Origin of the sequence: Terrisporobacter mayombei, assembly GCF_020748465.1 — a bacterium.
Classification (GTDB): domain Bacteria; phylum Bacillota; class Clostridia; order Peptostreptococcales; family Peptostreptococcaceae; genus Terrisporobacter; species Terrisporobacter mayombei.
In genome coordinates this window covers 799,457-815,825 of record NZ_JAHZMP010000002.1, presented here as the reverse complement: position 1 = coordinate 815,825, position 16,369 = coordinate 799,457, and the positions used below count along the sequence as shown (strand labels likewise).

Sequence of the window (16,369 nt, the reverse complement as noted above, 5' to 3'; positions counted from 1 at the left end):
GGGAGATTTCGCATGAAAATTATAGAAGGAATAAAAAAATATTCAACTACAGATAGAATTGCATTAATATGCAATGATGAAAAACTTACGTACAATGATTTAGAAAAGTATTCAGAGGCAATTGCTTTATACTTAAAAGATATATACAAAGAAGAAGATACACCTATAGTTATATATGGAAACAAGGAAAATATGATAATGCCATGTATGATAGGAGCTTTAAAATCTGGAAGAGCCTATGTTCCACTAGATATAAGCTTACCAATGGACAGAGTATTTGATATAACAAATGAAGTTTCACCTAAGGTATTATTTAACTTTAGTGAAGAAACAAATTTTGGAGATTTAAATGTAATAAACGAAGATAAACTAAAAGAAATAATAAAAAAATATGAAAACAAAACAATAGGAAAAGAAAACTGGGTAAAAGGTGACAAAAATGCCTATATCTTATTTACTTCAGGAAGTACAGGAAAACCAAAAGGTGTACAAATAAGTTCAAATAACTTAGATAGTTTTGTAAATTGGATAAGCCCATATTTAAAAATTGATGGAAGCGAAAAAGTAATAATGAATCAAGCAGCATATTCTTTTGATTTATCAGTAACTTCCATATATCCAGCTTTAGTACACGGAGCAACTTTATTCTCTTTATCAAAGAAAGTACTAGCTGATTACAAAGAATTGTTTAGTCAATTAAAAAGATCAAATATGGCTGTATGGGTTTCTACACCATCTTTTGCAGGAGTTTGTGCAACAGAAAAAGATTTTGATAGTAATATGTTATCTAAACTTGAATCAATGATATTTATAGGAGAGACTCTTCCTAAAAGTTTAGCTAAGGAATTACTGGATAGATTCCCAAATACAAGAGTTATAAATGGATATGGACCAACAGAAGCTACAGTTGGTGTTAGTGTAAATGACATGTCTTATGAATTAATAAATGATGAGAAAAGTCTTCCTGTTGGATATCCTATGCCAAACTGCAAAATAAAAATAGTAGATGACAATGGAAATGAAGTTAAAGAAGGAGAAAAAGGTGAGATTATCATAATAGGACCTTCTATTTCAAAAGGATATTTTAACAACGCAGAAAAAACAAATGAATCATTTTTCTATGATGAAATAGATAATGTTAAGCAGAGAGCGTATAAAACAGGTGACAAAGGATATATGTTAAATGGAAACATATATTACTGTGGTAGAGTAGATTTTCAAATAAAACTAAATGGATTTAGAATAGAAATAGAAGATATTGAAAGTAATTTAAGAAAAGTTGAAAATATTAAAAATGCAATTGTTATACCTGTGTATAAAGATGAAAAAATTGCTTACTTAAAAGGAATAGTTCAGCTAAAAGAAGATAATGAACTAAGCAATATGAAAAAGGGTATAGCAATAAAGAAAGAGTTAAATAAATATATTCCTTCATATATGGTACCAAGAACTATAAAAATTATAGAAGACTTTCCAACAAATGTAAATGGGAAAATAGATAGAAGGAAACTTATGGAGGATAATTAATGACTTTTTCACAATATGGAGATTATTTTTATCTTTATATATTACTATTAACTGCAATACCTGCAATAGTTTTAGGACTTAGAGAAAAAAATATAAAATATTATGGTATGATAGCAACAGTTTTCATGATAATATTAATTGTAGGCGTAAATGTTAGACTTTCATATTTAATAGGATTTATAATATGGGAAGTAATAGTAGTTAAAGGATATGAATATGTAAGAAAGAAAACAGATAGCAAGCTTATATATAGATTATTTTTATTTTCTTCCATGCTTCCAATAATAATCAATAAAATTTCACCATTTACATCTTTAGGTCTTATAGGATTTATTGGAATATCTTATTTGAACTTTAGAACTATACAAATGGTAATCGAAATTTATGATGGAGCAATAAAGGAAGTTAATATTAGTAGTATGCTTTATTTTGTATTATTTTTCCCAACACTAAGTTCTGGTCCTATAGACAGATCTAGAAGATTTGAGCAAGAGTTGGAGAAAAAAATACCAAGAGAAGAATATATAAACGAATATTTAATCCCAGGAATTAAAAAAATATTTATGGGAGTTGGATACAAATTCGTAATAGCATTTTTAATAAATATACTTTGGATGAGCAACATACCAGCAGAATTAAGTTTTGTAAATGTTATTAACTACATGTATGCATACAGCCTATACTTATTCTTTGACTTTGGAGGATATAGTTTGTTTGCAGTAGGTACTAGTTATATTTTTGGAATACACGCACCAGACAACTTTAATAAACCATTTATAAGTAAGGACATGAAAGAGTTTTGGACAAGATGGCATATAAGTTTATCAAGATGGTTTGGTGATTATATTTTTTCTAGATTCACTATTGGGTTTATTAGAAATAAAAGATTCAAAAAAAGAGCTACAGCATCTCATGTATCTCAGATGATTACAATGGGTGTTATGGGAGTTTGGCATGGACTTACATGGTATTACATCCTTTACGGACTATACCAAGGTCTAGTGCTTGTAGGTACTGACATATATCAGAAAAAATCAAAGTTTTATAAAAAACACAAGAAAGAAAAATGGTTTGAGATTGTACAAATAGTTATAACATTCCATATAGCATGTTTTGGATTGTTAATTTTCTCAGGACATTTCGCTTAAATTTTAGGAGGATAGATTATGCAAGAAACAGTTATAAGTATATTTGAAGACGTATTAGAATGTGATGAAATAAGAGATGATTTAGATTTAAATTTATTTGAAGCAGAACTTTTAGATTCATTAGCTATAATAGAAGTTTTAGTTGAGATAGAAGATAGACTTGGAATAGCACTTCAACCAACAGACTTAGAAAGAAGTGACATGGCAACAGTAAACAATTTAGTTAAATTCTTAGAAAACAGAAAATAATATTATTTGAAGGTGTATCAATAAATTTGATACACCTTTTTTAATTGTAAATTTATTTGAAAAATCTTCTTAAATCTCTATCATTTATTTTTAATAAAAAAGTTTAAAGTAATGATAAATTGTGTATATACTATATGTAGTATCAAAAATGATATTAATAACTATATATAGTGTGTTTTCTTTAAAAAATACATATAATTAAGCTTATAAAAGGAAGGTAAAGATGAACTGGATAGAACTTAACAACCAAGTCATAATAAAAGACAATGAAGGAAAATATCAATTAGAGAAAGACAAAGAAGCTTTAGAAAGTTATTTAGATGAATATGTAAATCCAAGATTAAAAAATTTCAATAGCATAGAAGAAAGATTAAATTATTTAATAGAGAATGATTATTACAGCAAAGAAGTAATAAATAAATACAGCATAGACTTTATAGAAAAGATGTACACTCATATAAAAAATTGCGATTTTAAATTCCAATCTTATATGAGTGCTAATAAATTTTATCAAAACTATGCCCTAAAAAGTGACGATAACAAAACAATATTAGAAACATACAATGACAAGGTTTTAATAGTATCACTAGCCTTAGGTGATGGAGACGAGGATTTAACTTTAAATTTAGCAGATAAATTAATAAAACAAGAGTTTCAGCCAGCCACTCCAACATTTTTAAATGCAGGAAGAGCAAGAGCAGGTGAGATGGTATCTTGTTTTTTACTTTCAGTGGAAGATAGCACAGAGGGAATTTCTTATGCAATATCTTCTGCCAACCATTTATCTAAAATAGGTGGAGGAGTAGCTCTAAATTTAAGTAGGCTAAGAGCATGTGGAGATCCTATAAAAGGAATTGAAGGAGCAGCTGGAGGTCCTGTTGGAGTTGCAAAAATGCTTGAGCAATCATTTAGTTACTTTAATCAGATGGGAGCTAGACAAGGAGCAGGAGCAGTTTATTTAAGTGTATTCCATCCAGATTTTGAATTATTAATGGATACAAAGAAAATAAATGCAGACGAAAAAATAAGATTAACTACTTTATCTTTAGGTGCTATAATTCACAATAAATTTATGGAATTAGCAGAAAAAAATGAGAAAGCTTACGCATTTTATCCATACAGTGTATACAAAAAGTATAAAATTCACTTAGATGATATGAAAATGGATGAATGGTATGACAAGCTTGTAAATGATAAGGATATAAGAAAAAAAGAAATTAATCCTAGACAAATGCTTACTAAAATAGCACAGATGCAACAAGAAAGTGGCTATCCTTATGTTATTTTTATAGACACAGCAAATAAAGAACATACTTTAAAAGATTTAGGACTTATAAAAATGTCAAACTTATGTTGTGAAATATTCCAATATCAAACACCTTCACACATAAATGGTTATACAGAAGACAACATATGGGGACAAGATATAAGTTGTAACTTAGGATCATTAAATATAGCAAATGTTATGGACAATAAAGATATAGAAAAAACAGTAGAAACAGCCATAAAATCCTTAACTTTTGTTTCAGATAAAACTAATATAAAACAAGTTCCAACAGTAAAAAATGGAAATGATAAATCACATTCTATAGGCCTTGGAGCAATGAACTTACATGGATATTTAGTTAGAGAAAATATACTTTATACCTCTGAAGAAGCTGTGGATTTTTGTAATGTATTCTTTGCTATGATAAGATTTTATGCCATAAAAGCATCTATGAATATAGCAATAAAAAGAAAAGAAACTTTTGTCGGATTTGAAAAATCAGAATATGCAAAAGGTAAGGATAGTGAAGTTTTATCAAAATACTACAATGAAAGTTATTTACCAAAGACTGATAAAACAAAAGAATTGTTTGAAGGTATTTATATTCCGACTATAAATGACTGGTCAAAACTATTAGATGAAGTAAAAGAAAATGGTATATACAACGCCTATTTAACAGCAATAGCACCAACACAAAGCATTAGCTACGTGCAAAATGCCACAAGCAGTATAATGCCAATAACAGAGCCAGTGGAAGTTAGAACTTATGGAGATTCTACAACAATTTATCCTATGCCATTTTTAACTAATGAGAACATGCTTTACTATCAATCAGCTTATAGAATGGACATGAGAAAAGTTATAGACATAGTAGCAGCAACTCAAAGTCATGTGGACCAAGGAATATCTACCACATTATTTGTAACAGATGACAAAACAACTAGAGATATAGCAAGATATTATATTTATGCTTATAAAAAAGGTTTAAAAAGTTTATATTACACAAGAACAAAAATGACAAGAGATGATAATGAATGTCTAATGTGTTCTGTATAGGGAGAGAAAATTATGACATTTACTTTAAATAAAATACACAAAGCAGTAAACTGGAACAAAGAAGATGACAATTTTACACAAGCCTTTTGGGAACAAAATGTGAAGCAGTTTTGGCTTCCAGAAGAAATTTCTGTATCAAAGGATTTAAAAGTTTGGAATGACCTAAGTGAAAAGGAAAGAGACTTATATAAAAAAGTTTTAGCAGGCTTAACACTACTTGATACAAAACAGGGAAACAACGGAATACCTTCCATGATGAGTTTAACAGATAACCTTCAAAGAAAGGCTGTACTTTCATTTATGGGAACTATGGAAGAAATTCATGCAAAAAGTTATTCATCAATATTTACAACTCTACTTTCAAATAGAGAAATAGATGACTTATTTGAATGGATAGAAGAAGAAAAAACTCTACAAAGAAAAGCACAGTTAATTTTAGAACAATACGAAAATACAAATGATGAAAAAAGTTTATATTTATCCATGGTAACAAGTGTATTTCTAGAAAGTTTTCTATTTTATTCAGGATTTTTCTACCCGCTATTTTTAGCAGGACAAGGAAAAATGGTATCAAGTGGAGAGATAATATCACTTATTTTAAGAGATGAATCACTACATGGAAAGTATATAGGACTTCTTGCAAAAGAAAAATATGAAAGCTTCAATGAAGAAGAAAAAAGACAATTAAATAATAAGATGTATAAAATTTTTAACGACCTTATGGAAAATGAAATAGAATATACCAAGCTTATTTATAAAGACAGCAACCTAGAAGAAGAGGTTATAAGCTTCTTACAATATAACGCAAATAGAGCACTTGAAAATTTAGGATTTGAAGATTACTACGAAGTAAAACCTGTAAATCCAATAGTTTTAAATGGTCTAAGTACAGAAACCAAGACACATGATTTCTTCTCTACAAAAGGCAATGGATATCAAAAGGGTATATACGAAGAATTAAAAGACGAAGACTTTATAATATAAGAATATAGAAAGTACCCTATAAAATATAGGGTACTTTTTTATATCTTGCTTTGAAGAAAATCTAAAGCTAAAAAAGATAACTTTAGTTTTAGAATATAATCACTATCAAAAATATCCATACAGTATAAATCTTTAATCTTTTGAAGTCTGTATTTTAAAGTATTATAATGAATATGTAGCTCGCCAGAAGTTTTTTGCATATCACCATTATTTTCACAATAAATTTTTAATGTTTCAACAACCTCCTCATTACTTTCACCAATAAAATCCATTAAAGCAATGTCAATTAAATCATTCATATTGTTATTTCTAATAAAAGTAAATACTAAATTATTAATTATAAAATCATTGTAATAAGAAATGTATTCACCTCTATTCATTTTTTTTGATACATAAATGGCTTTAATTCCTTGATAATTTGCATTCTTAAAATCTTTTAAATTTACAAAAGGCTGACTAACACCAGCTTTTAAATTATTTTCTTTTAAAAATTGAGTAAATAATCTATGTTCATCTTCTTTTAGCTTTTTACTTCCTTTATAAAGAATGAATATTTTATTATCATAAAAGTAAATGTAGTTATTATAAAATATGTGACTTATCATATCATATAAATACTTTAATTTCTGATACGAATCTATATGACTTAAATCTTCTATATAAATTAAAAGTAGATCATTTTTCAAATTTAAGTCGAAAATATTAGAATAATCGTTAATATAATTTTCATCATACTCTTTACAATTTACTAAATAGTAAAAAAGATAATCAAAGGGACTTTGCTTTGAAAGAACAATTCTACTATCATTTGAAATTAAGGGTAGAAGTATTTTATTTAACATATCTAGAATTTTCATATCAATTCTTGAAAAAGGTTTATTTACTTCTAATACATGAATATTGGCTACATTAAAATTTTCCTTTTTTAATGTGGAAATTAACATTCTATGGTTCATCATATCTGTATAATCCACCATTATGGGTTGATTAAAGAAAGAAATAGATTGTCTAAAATTTAAATCATAATATATATTTTTTAAATAACTAACATCTGCATACCCAGTACCTATTTGTTCTTCCCAAATAGGCTCGTCAATAGGATCATCTCCCACATAAGAAGACAATACATAGCCACAAGTATTAGTAAGCAGAATTGGATTTTTTAAATAATTATAAACGATGGCTATTAATTCGTTAATAGGTAAATTTTTAGAAATACCGTCTATTAGTTTTGTTGTAAGGTGATTTAAAGTGCTATCCATATTTATTAAATCTTGAAGTTTCTCCAAAAGTACATATATGTTACAACTATTTTCTTCCAGCAAAATTAAATTATATCTATCCCACCACTGTAAATAGGAGGGCAAAGGAGCATCTAAAATTATTAGTAAATTTATTATGTCATTATTATTAATATTATTTGGTAATTGAGAAGACTTACAAACATATAAGCAGTTGGAGTTAAAGTCATTAAGTTTATTATGTAAATAGTAGTAATTGGAAATAGTTATGTTTTCTTGGATTAAAACTTTAGGTTTATATTTTAATAAATATTTACTTATTTCATTCATAGTGGTGGACATTTATAGCACCTCCAAGTTTTTTCATATCTAAAGCATTAAACGAAAGTTTTAGTTTGACCAAATAATCTTCATCACCCAAATCCATATTAAATAAGTTTTCTATTTTATTAAGTCGATATTTTAGAGTATTATAATGTATATTTAATTTTTCAGAAGTCAGCTTTGTATCACCTCTACATTGAATATAAGAGTATAAAGTATAATATAAATCGTTGCTATTACTTAAGATTAAATCTTTCAACTTTGAATCTAAAAGATTATTCAAATCTCTTTTTTCTAAAAAAGATAAGATTATATTAAAAATAACATAATCATCAAAGTAATATGGAGAATCTTCTTTTTTATTAATTAATTCACCGAAACAAATGGCTTTTTCACATTGATCATAAGCAATTTTAAAACTTTCAGAGCTATTAAATAACTTGCTAACACCAACTTTTAAAGTATAATCTTTTATTGATTTTATAAAATCTTCATATTCATCAGACTCACAGAACTTTTTATAAGAATTTTTATTATTATAAATTACAATTATGCTATTTTTATAAACAAAAACAATATGTTTTGAAAATAAAGATGCAATATACTGTTTTACATAATTTATTTTTGTTTTTGAATTTACATTGTCATTATCTCTTAAAATAAGTAAATATTTATTATTTGAATTATCAATATTAAGAGTTGATAATGAGTTTTTAAGAAGCACTTTATTTGGATTTGTTGTTTTAAGTAAATAGTTCATTATGTTATCAAATTCAGTATTATCTTCCACTAAGAAACGTTTATCAAACAAAAGTAAGGGATAAATTAACTTTCCAAGTGTTTTAAGTATTTCAAAATCACGATCATTTAGAGCATTATTACACTCCAATACACTTATTCTAGCAATGGTGAAATTATCATGAACAATAGGAATTGTCATTTCTTTATATTTCATTACCTCAGGAAAAAAAGTAGTAATTATTTCTTCTTTATTTTCTCCCATCTTACGATTTTTTGTATTTTGATTATAGAGTAAAGAGTATATAGGATGTGGAATGCTCATTTTTAATTGATAATTCCAAGAAGGATCATCTATAACTATTTCACCATAATAATAAGAGCAAGTGTGATACATGGAATTTAAAAGTATTATGGGATTTTTTAAATAATTAAAACTTATTTTAATAATGTCATCTATTGATTTTGAATTGAAAATGGCATTTAAAATATCTTCCTGAAAAGAAATTAAAGAAGTATTTAAGTTAAAAATATCTTGAACAATATAAATTAATTTGTAAATTGGCAATTCCTTATTGTTTAATATTATGTAATTATATTTTTCCTTTGTAGTTTCTTCTAATAAAAAACTTGGAAGTGGCTTATCCTTTATTATTAAAAAGTTTATTTTCTCTTGACATATTATTTCATTTGGTAAATTACTGGCTTTAAAAATATAAAGGCTATAAGGATTGAAATTTGAAATTCTTTTTGATAAATATCTAAAATCAATTAATTCACAGTCTTTTATTATAGATGTATTTATATCATAGTCACATAACTTGTCTGCAATCTTTTTTATTGTGATCAAAGAAATATCCTCCTTTTATAAAAGTTACCACATTTAAATATTAACATAGTTTTAGAACTATTTCTTACTACAAAAAAACAAAGTTGAATATTACTAAAAGTTAAAAATGTTTTTGTCCATATACAACAAAAAATATTAAGAATTTTATAATAATTAAACAAAAAATTAATATACAAATCTGTGAAATTTATAAAAAATATTTGTAAATACTTACGTTGTGTATACAAATTATGGATTTTATAATTTAGTTAATAAAAGAAATAAAGTACTTAGAAAATTTAAAATAATTGTGAAGGGGTGAGTATATGAAGAAGATTAACAAGCAGATAAGAAACTTGTGGGGAATAAGTGAAGTTGGATTTTCTTTTATGAGTACTGTTGAAACTACGTTCTTTGTAATATTCTTGACAGACGTGGCAAAGCTTCCTTTAGTACTTACTGCAGCCATAACATCTATAGCGGGAATTACAGATGCAGTTACAGCCATGCTTGCAGGAGTCATAATCGATAAAGTTCATTTCAAAAGTGGTAAATATAGACCTTGGCTTATTTATTGTCCACCATTTATAGTAGCATTATTTGTACTTATGTTTACAAAGATAGGTAGTGATACTACAGCAGCACTTCTATGTGGAGCCGGTTATATTTTAAGTCATGCCATATGGAATATATGTTGGACAGCAAATAGAACAATGGTTGGTATATTATCAGATGATGCAGATGAAAGAGCATTTTTATCAGGAAGAATTTCAGCTGGTTCTTCAGCAGGTAAAATAATTGCTTCTTACTTTGTACCAGTTCTAAATATTTTCTTCTTAGGTATATTTTCATCATCAACAGGAGTCATAGGATATACTTTAACAGCTTTAGTAGCATCTATAGGATTTACTATTTGTTACTTCATACATTATGTAATTACAAAAGGTTATGACTTACAACTTGAAGAAGGGGAAGCTACTTCAAGCGCAAAAAGAGTCACATTTAAAGATATGGCAAAAGGAATATCTACAAATCCTCAGTTATTATTTGTATTAATGTATGATTTTCTAAAATTAATAGGTTATTACACTTTAATGGCTTCCGTTGCTTATTATGCAAAAGTAGTATTAAAAGATCCAGGTTCTGTATCTTTAATTTTAGTAGTATTTAATGTAGGAGCTTTAATAGGTTCTCTTTGCTCTAAAAATGTTGTTTCTAAAATAGGAAGTAAATACACAAATTTAATCGGTGTTGCGGGTTTTGCAGCAGCTTTAGTATTAATATACTTCTTACCAGCCAACAAATTTATGGTTACTATACTTCTTGGAATAGGTCAAATATTCTTTGGTATAGCTTATGGAAATACAACAAGTCTTTACTCAAACTGTGGTACTTATAGTGAATACAAAACGGGTAAAAATACAAAAGCAATAATCATGTCATTTAGTTCTTTAGCAATAAAAATATCCATAGCCGTAAGAGGTGCAGTAATACCTGCTGTGTTAGCAGCCATAGCATATAACCCAGACGGAGTAATTACAGCACCAATAGAAAATGGTATAAAAATGTTATTCTTGCTTGTACCTATTGTATTCCTAGTAGTATCTATATTGCCATTGCTTGCTTATAAAATAAAAGATAGCGATGTAACAATGATGGAAAAAGCATTACAAGAAAGAGGAAAAAATATTTGATTTATAAAAATAAGGGGGAAATAGTATGAGTTCAAAAGCAGTAAGTAAGTATGAATTTAATGAAAAGGAAGTTGAAAATAAAAAATTAAATAATATAGTACCACCACCTTACGGAGGTGTAAAAATACAAACATATAAGTTTGATACTCCTATTAGTGAAAAGGAAAATCTTCTTAGAATAGCAAATAATGAAATGCCGCTTTGGTTACCTGTAATGGGAGGAGATATAAACTTTATCCAGCCATTAGTTATGCCAGATGCTCTTGCAAGATGGAAAGGTGGTAAAGACTGGTTTGGAATAGAGTGGGAATATGAACCTCTTACAAATGCAGCTATGGTTAAACCAGGAACAAGAAGACTTAGCGATATAACTAAATGGAAAGAAGAATTAGTATTTCCAGATTTAAATGATATAGATTGGCAAAAAGATTATGAAGAAAATTACAAGGATGCACTAGACCCTACTAGAGCTACAATGTTTGCTATAGTAAATGGATTATTTGAAAGAACTGCTGACTTAACTAGTTTTGAAGATACATTTTGTTATTTATTAGAAGAGGAAGAAGCATTAGGAGAGTTTTATGATAAACTAGCAGACTGGTTAATTGACTTGTTTAAAATAGCAAAGGAGGTATATCATGCAGATATAATCATATTCCATGACGATATGGGTACTCAAAGAAGTTCATTCTTCTCACCATCAACTTTTGAAGAAGTAATGCTACCTCCTTATAAGAAAATTGTTGATGCAGCCCATGAAATGGGATTATTAGTTAGTTTCCATTCTTGTGGCTCTGTAGAAAATCAAATAGAAAACTTTATTAAAGTAGGATTTGATTTCTGGGAAGGCCAAGACTGCTGTAACGATAAAATAGCTTTACTTGAAAAATATGGCGATAAGTTACCACAAGTCAGTGCATTTTCACCAGACCCAGAGGGTCAATTATCTGATGAAGAGTATGAAAAAGCTTTAATAGATAGGATTAAAGAGTTTGGAAAAGATGGAAGATATGTAATGTGGTATCGTGAGCCAAACCAAGAAAGATACTCAAAAGGTCAAGAAATCATATACAGAGAATCTCGTAAATTCTACTGTGGAGAATAATCTTTAATTGGAGGAATAAAAATGATTATAATAGGTGAAAAGTTAAATGGCTCAATCCCAGTAGTTGGAGAAGCTATTATTAATAAAGATAATGAATTTATAAAACATAGGGCAAAAATTCAGGCAGAGGCCAATGCTACATACATAGATGTATGTGCATCTGTGCCAGAAGATATGGAAGTTGAAACTTTAAAATGGATGATAGAATTAGTTCAAGAAGTAACAGATGTACCTATTTGTATAGATTCTCCAAGTCCACATTCTTGTGTAAAAGCTATCCCATTTTGTAAAAGAGAAGGAATTATAAATTCTGTATCTTTAGAAGGAGAGAAGATAGATGTAATCTTTCCTGTAATAGCTAATACTAAGTGGGAATGTGTAGCACTACTTTGTGATGACAAAGGAATTCCAAATTCAGTGGAAAGAAGAATGGAAGTATTTGAAAATATAATGGCCAAGGCCAAGGAATATAATATAGATCCATCTAGACTTCATATAGATCCTTTGGTAGTAACACTAGGGACAGACGAAACAGCTTTAACTACTTTTGCAGAGTGCTGTAGAAGAATTAAAAAAGAATATCCAACAATTCATATAACTAGTGGGTTAAGTAACATATCTTTTGGTTTGCCTGCAAGAAAATTAATAAACCAAGCATTTATGGTTCTAGCAAGAAATGCAGGTATGGACTCAGCTATAGTAGATCCTACAAATAGAGATATGTTAGGACTTATATATGCAACAGAAGCCTTGTTAGAGGAAGATGAATTTTGTTTAGAATATATAGGAGCTTATAGAGAAGGGTTAATAGGTAATAAAAAATAAAAACACAAATTAAATATGATATTTTGAAATTTACAATGGTTGAAAGGGGATATTATTATGTCAAATATAGAAGCTATTTCAAAAGCAGTACAAGGAGGAAAATCTAAAAAAATAGGAGAATTAGTTGAACAAGCTTTACAAGCAGGTTGTGAACCTAATGAAATATTAAACAAGGGTATGATAGAGGCTATGAGTATAGTTGGAGATAAATTCACTAAAAATGAAATATTTGTACCTGAAATGTTAGTAGCTGCTCGTGCTATGAAAAAGGGAGTTGAAGTATTAAAACCACATTTAGGAGGAGACAATTCCATTTCTATAGGTAAAGTAATAATGGGAACAGTAGCAGGTGATTTACATGATATAGGCAAGAATCTTGTTATAATGATGTTGGAAAGTTCAGGATTTGAAGTCATAGATTTAGGTGTTGATGTGTCACCTGATAAGTTTATATCTACTTTAGAAGAAAATCCAGATACAAAAATAGTAGCAGCATCAGCTCTATTAACTACAACAATGCCAGCTTTAAAAGAAACGGTTCAAGCATTAAATGGATGCAACTTAAGAAATAATATTAAAGTAATGGTTGGTGGAGCCCCAATAACACAAGAATTTGCTACTGAAATTGGTGCAGATGCTTATACAGAAGATGCAGCTTCTGCAGCTCAAATGGCTAAAAAGTTTGTATTAGAAAATGCAAGTGCATAAATTATATGAAATATATAAATGAAATAATTAAAAAGGCAAAAATTTATGGATTTAATGAAGTAGCATATTTAGATGTTTCTACTATTAAATTGATGTATGAAGTAAGAGATATGTGTGAAGATAACAAATGTAATAAATATAATACTAATTGGTCTTGTCCACCAGGTTGTATCGCTTTGGAAGAAGGGCGAAAAAAATTAGCTAATTATTCAAAGGGAATAATAGTTCAAACAATAGGAGAAATTGAAGACTCTCTTGATTTTGAAACTATGATGGAAATTGAAGAGAAACATAAAAAAAATTTATATGAACTTTATGAAATAATTAAAGAAAAATATGAAAATTCTATGGCTTTTGGAACTGGATGTTGTACCATTTGTTCAAAATGTACATATCCTAATGAGCCATGCAGGTTTCCTCAAAAATGTGTATCTTCAATGGAAGCTTATGGGATGTTAGTTAGTGATATTTGCAAATCTAATAATATTAAATACTACTATGGGCCAAATAAAATTGCATATACATCTTGTTTTGTAATTAAATAGCTCCCACAAATCCTTCCTCATTTTTAAGTGAGGGGGGATTTTTAAAATAAAAGTAAATAATGGGGAGGAAATTTTATGAAAATAAGCATTAAAAATAAAGAAATCACTAAAACAATTTATGTTAATAAAAATGATAATCTACTAAAAGTCTTAAGAGAAAATAATATAGAAGTAAATAATAACTGTGGAGCAAAAGGAAAATGCGGTAAATGCAAAGTAAAGGTTTTAAAATATAATTATTTGAAAACTACTAAAAGCGATGAAAAATATTTAAGTAAAGAAGAATTGAAAGAAAAAATAAGATTGGCTTGCATGATAAATTTGGAAGATGACATGGAAATTGAAATAATAAATAATAAAGATAATATTTATGTTTTAACAGATGTCTATGATAATTTTGATAATCTTGATACAAATATAAAAAAACATTATATTGAGTTAAAAAAACCAACATTGAAAGATCAAAGAGATGATATAAAAAGATTAAAAGAAAGTTTGAATATAGATTTGGAAATAAACATAAAAGATTTACAAAATATAAGTGAAATTTTAGAAGAAAATGACTATAAAATAACCCTTGCTACTTACAAAAATAAGTTACTTCATATTCAAGGTAATGATAGAAGAAAATATAAATATGGAGTTGCCATAGATTTAGGAACTACAACCATAGCACTTTATTTAATTGATTTAAATAATGGAGACATTATATCAGTCCTATCTAAAGTTAACAATCAAAGAGCCTATGGTGGTGATGTGATTTCTAGAATTAACTACACCATTGAAAATAAAAATGGAATTAATGAGTTGAACAAATGTATAATAGATGAAATAAATGAAATGATAGATAAAATTAGTGAAGATAATAAAATAAATAAAGAAGAAATTTACAATTTAGTAGTAGTGGGGAATACAACAATGATTCATTTATTTATGAAGCTTAATTGTAAAAACATAGCTCTTGCCCCTTTTATACCTACTTTAACTGAAACTTATGAATGTTTATCTTCTGATTTAGATATAAACATAAATGGCATAGTAAGTTTCCCTCCAGGTATCTCAGCTTATGTGGGTAGTGACATAAGTGCAGGAATTTTATCTTCAAATATTTGTGAAAAAGAAAAATATTCTCTACTGTTGGATATAGGTACAAATGGAGAAATGGCTCTGGGAAACAAGGAAACAGTGTTTACTTGTTCTACAGCAGCAGGACCTGCCTTTGAAGGAGCAAATATTAAATATGGAGTAGGAGGCATAGATGGAGCAATAAGTAGTATTGATCTTAATAAGAATACAATTTATAAAACTATCAATAATAAAACACCTTGTGGAATTTGTGGTTCAGGAGTTTTAGATATAAGTAGCCAATTATTACAATACGAGATAATAGATGAAAGTGGAAGAATCTGTGATTTGGATGAAATAAAAAATGAAAATTTAAGTAAAAGATTAAAAGAAGAAAACAATATGAAAGAATTTGTGATTTTTGAAGATGAAAGTAAGAAAATAAGTTTTACACAAAAAGATATAAGGGAAGTACAGCTGGCAAAGGCGGCAATTAATGCAGGAATTAAAGTTTTACTAAAAAAAAGCAACTTAACCTATGATGATATAGAACATGTATATATTGGTGGAGGCTTTGGAAATTTTATGGATGTGGAAAGTGCAGTAAATATTGGGATGATACCAAAGGGATTTAAAAATAAAATTAAATCCATTGGAAACTGCGCAGGAAAAGGTGCAATAAATTATTTAATAAACGAAAAGAAACGAGAAGAGATTATTAATATTACAAATAAATGTAAGTATATAGAGTTATCACAAAGTAAAGATTTTCAAGAGTTTTATATTGATTCTATTACTTTTGAGTAAGGTTGCGTAGAATTAAATCAAACAAGATAAGAAAAATGATAGCAAGGATATGAACAATGTTTTATAAATAATATTATTCATATCCTTTATTTTCATTAATTATAAATATAAAGTTATATATTTTAAATTATTAATTAGAATAAATGGAAAATTATGCTATAATTCTATAGTGGTAACTTAACAAATATTGAATTTTTATGTATAAAAATAATGAAATTCAAGTATTTGAAAAACTTAAAAATAGGAATATAAATAAA

Annotated in this window: 13 protein-coding genes; 11 read left to right on the top strand and 2 right to left on the bottom strand. The window is 27.6% G+C overall.

The window, feature by feature from the left end:
- The first annotated feature begins 12 nt into the window (after positions 1 to 12).
- The 5 genes from dltA to nrdF all read left to right on the top strand — a co-directional run bounded on the left by dltA (position 13) and on the right by nrdF (position 6,231).
- On the top strand, positions 13 to 1,527 hold the full coding sequence (gene dltA, locus K0039_RS10490; protein ID WP_228105003.1) for a D-alanine--poly(phosphoribitol) ligase subunit DltA: 1,515 nt from the start codon (positions 13 to 15) through the stop codon (positions 1,525 to 1,527).
- Positions 1,527 to 2,675: a D-alanyl-lipoteichoic acid biosynthesis protein DltB gene (gene dltB, locus K0039_RS10485; protein WP_228105002.1), complete on the top strand. Its 1,149-nt coding sequence runs from the start codon at positions 1,527 to 1,529 to the stop codon at positions 2,673 to 2,675. The genes dltA and dltB overlap by 1 nt, the downstream gene beginning before the upstream one ends.
- Before the next feature lie 18 nt (positions 2,676 to 2,693).
- Entirely contained in the window at positions 2,694 to 2,924 is a 231-nt protein-coding gene (gene dltC, locus K0039_RS10480; protein WP_228105001.1) for a D-alanine--poly(phosphoribitol) ligase subunit DltC, read from the top strand.
- Between the two features lie 223 nt (positions 2,925 to 3,147).
- Positions 3,148 to 5,247, top strand: coding sequence for a class 1b ribonucleoside-diphosphate reductase subunit alpha (nrdE, locus tag K0039_RS10475; protein WP_228105000.1), 2,100 nt, complete (start codon positions 3,148 to 3,150; stop codon positions 5,245 to 5,247).
- 12 nt (positions 5,248 to 5,259) lie between these two features.
- Positions 5,260 to 6,231 (top strand): class 1b ribonucleoside-diphosphate reductase subunit beta, encoded by a 972-nt coding sequence (nrdF, locus tag K0039_RS10470; protein WP_228104999.1) that lies wholly within the window; start codon positions 5,260 to 5,262, stop codon positions 6,229 to 6,231.
- Positions 6,232 to 6,269: 38 nt separating this feature from the next.
- On the opposite strand, the gene K0039_RS10465 is transcribed toward nrdF, so the two are convergent.
- Positions 6,270 to 7,814, bottom strand: coding sequence for a PucR family transcriptional regulator (locus tag K0039_RS10465; RefSeq protein WP_228104998.1), 1,545 nt, complete (start codon positions 7,812 to 7,814; stop codon positions 6,270 to 6,272).
- Positions 7,795 to 9,384: a PucR family transcriptional regulator gene (locus tag K0039_RS10460; RefSeq protein ID WP_228104997.1), complete on the bottom strand. Its 1,590-nt coding sequence runs from the start codon at positions 9,382 to 9,384 to the stop codon at positions 7,795 to 7,797. The genes K0039_RS10465 and K0039_RS10460 overlap by 20 nt, the downstream gene beginning before the upstream one ends.
- A 305-nt stretch (positions 9,385 to 9,689) precedes the next feature.
- On the opposite strand from K0039_RS10460, the gene K0039_RS10455 reads away from it, so the two are divergent.
- From K0039_RS10455 to K0039_RS10430, 6 genes are all read left to right on the top strand, one after another.
- A complete protein-coding gene (locus tag K0039_RS10455) occupies positions 9,690 to 11,057 on the top strand; it encodes an MFS transporter (RefSeq protein WP_228104996.1) in 1,368 nt (455 codons plus the stop codon).
- A gap of 25 nt (positions 11,058 to 11,082) precedes the next feature.
- On the top strand, positions 11,083 to 12,162 hold the full coding sequence (locus K0039_RS10450) for a uroporphyrinogen decarboxylase family protein (protein WP_228104995.1): 1,080 nt from the start codon (positions 11,083 to 11,085) through the stop codon (positions 12,160 to 12,162).
- 21 nt (positions 12,163 to 12,183) lie between these two features.
- A complete protein-coding gene (locus K0039_RS10445; RefSeq protein ID WP_228104994.1) occupies positions 12,184 to 12,987 on the top strand; it encodes a methyltetrahydrofolate cobalamin methyltransferase in 804 nt (267 codons plus the stop codon).
- Between the two features lie 57 nt (positions 12,988 to 13,044).
- On the top strand, positions 13,045 to 13,695 hold the full coding sequence (locus K0039_RS10440) for a corrinoid protein (protein WP_228104993.1): 651 nt from the start codon (positions 13,045 to 13,047) through the stop codon (positions 13,693 to 13,695).
- Between the two features lie 5 nt (positions 13,696 to 13,700).
- A complete protein-coding gene (locus K0039_RS10435) occupies positions 13,701 to 14,240 on the top strand; it encodes a DUF2284 domain-containing protein (RefSeq protein ID WP_228104992.1) in 540 nt (179 codons plus the stop codon).
- A gap of 75 nt (positions 14,241 to 14,315) precedes the next feature.
- Positions 14,316 to 16,112 (top strand): ASKHA domain-containing protein, encoded by a 1,797-nt coding sequence (locus K0039_RS10430; protein ID WP_228104991.1) that lies wholly within the window; start codon positions 14,316 to 14,318, stop codon positions 16,110 to 16,112.
- Positions 16,113 to 16,369: the final 257 nt, after the last annotated feature.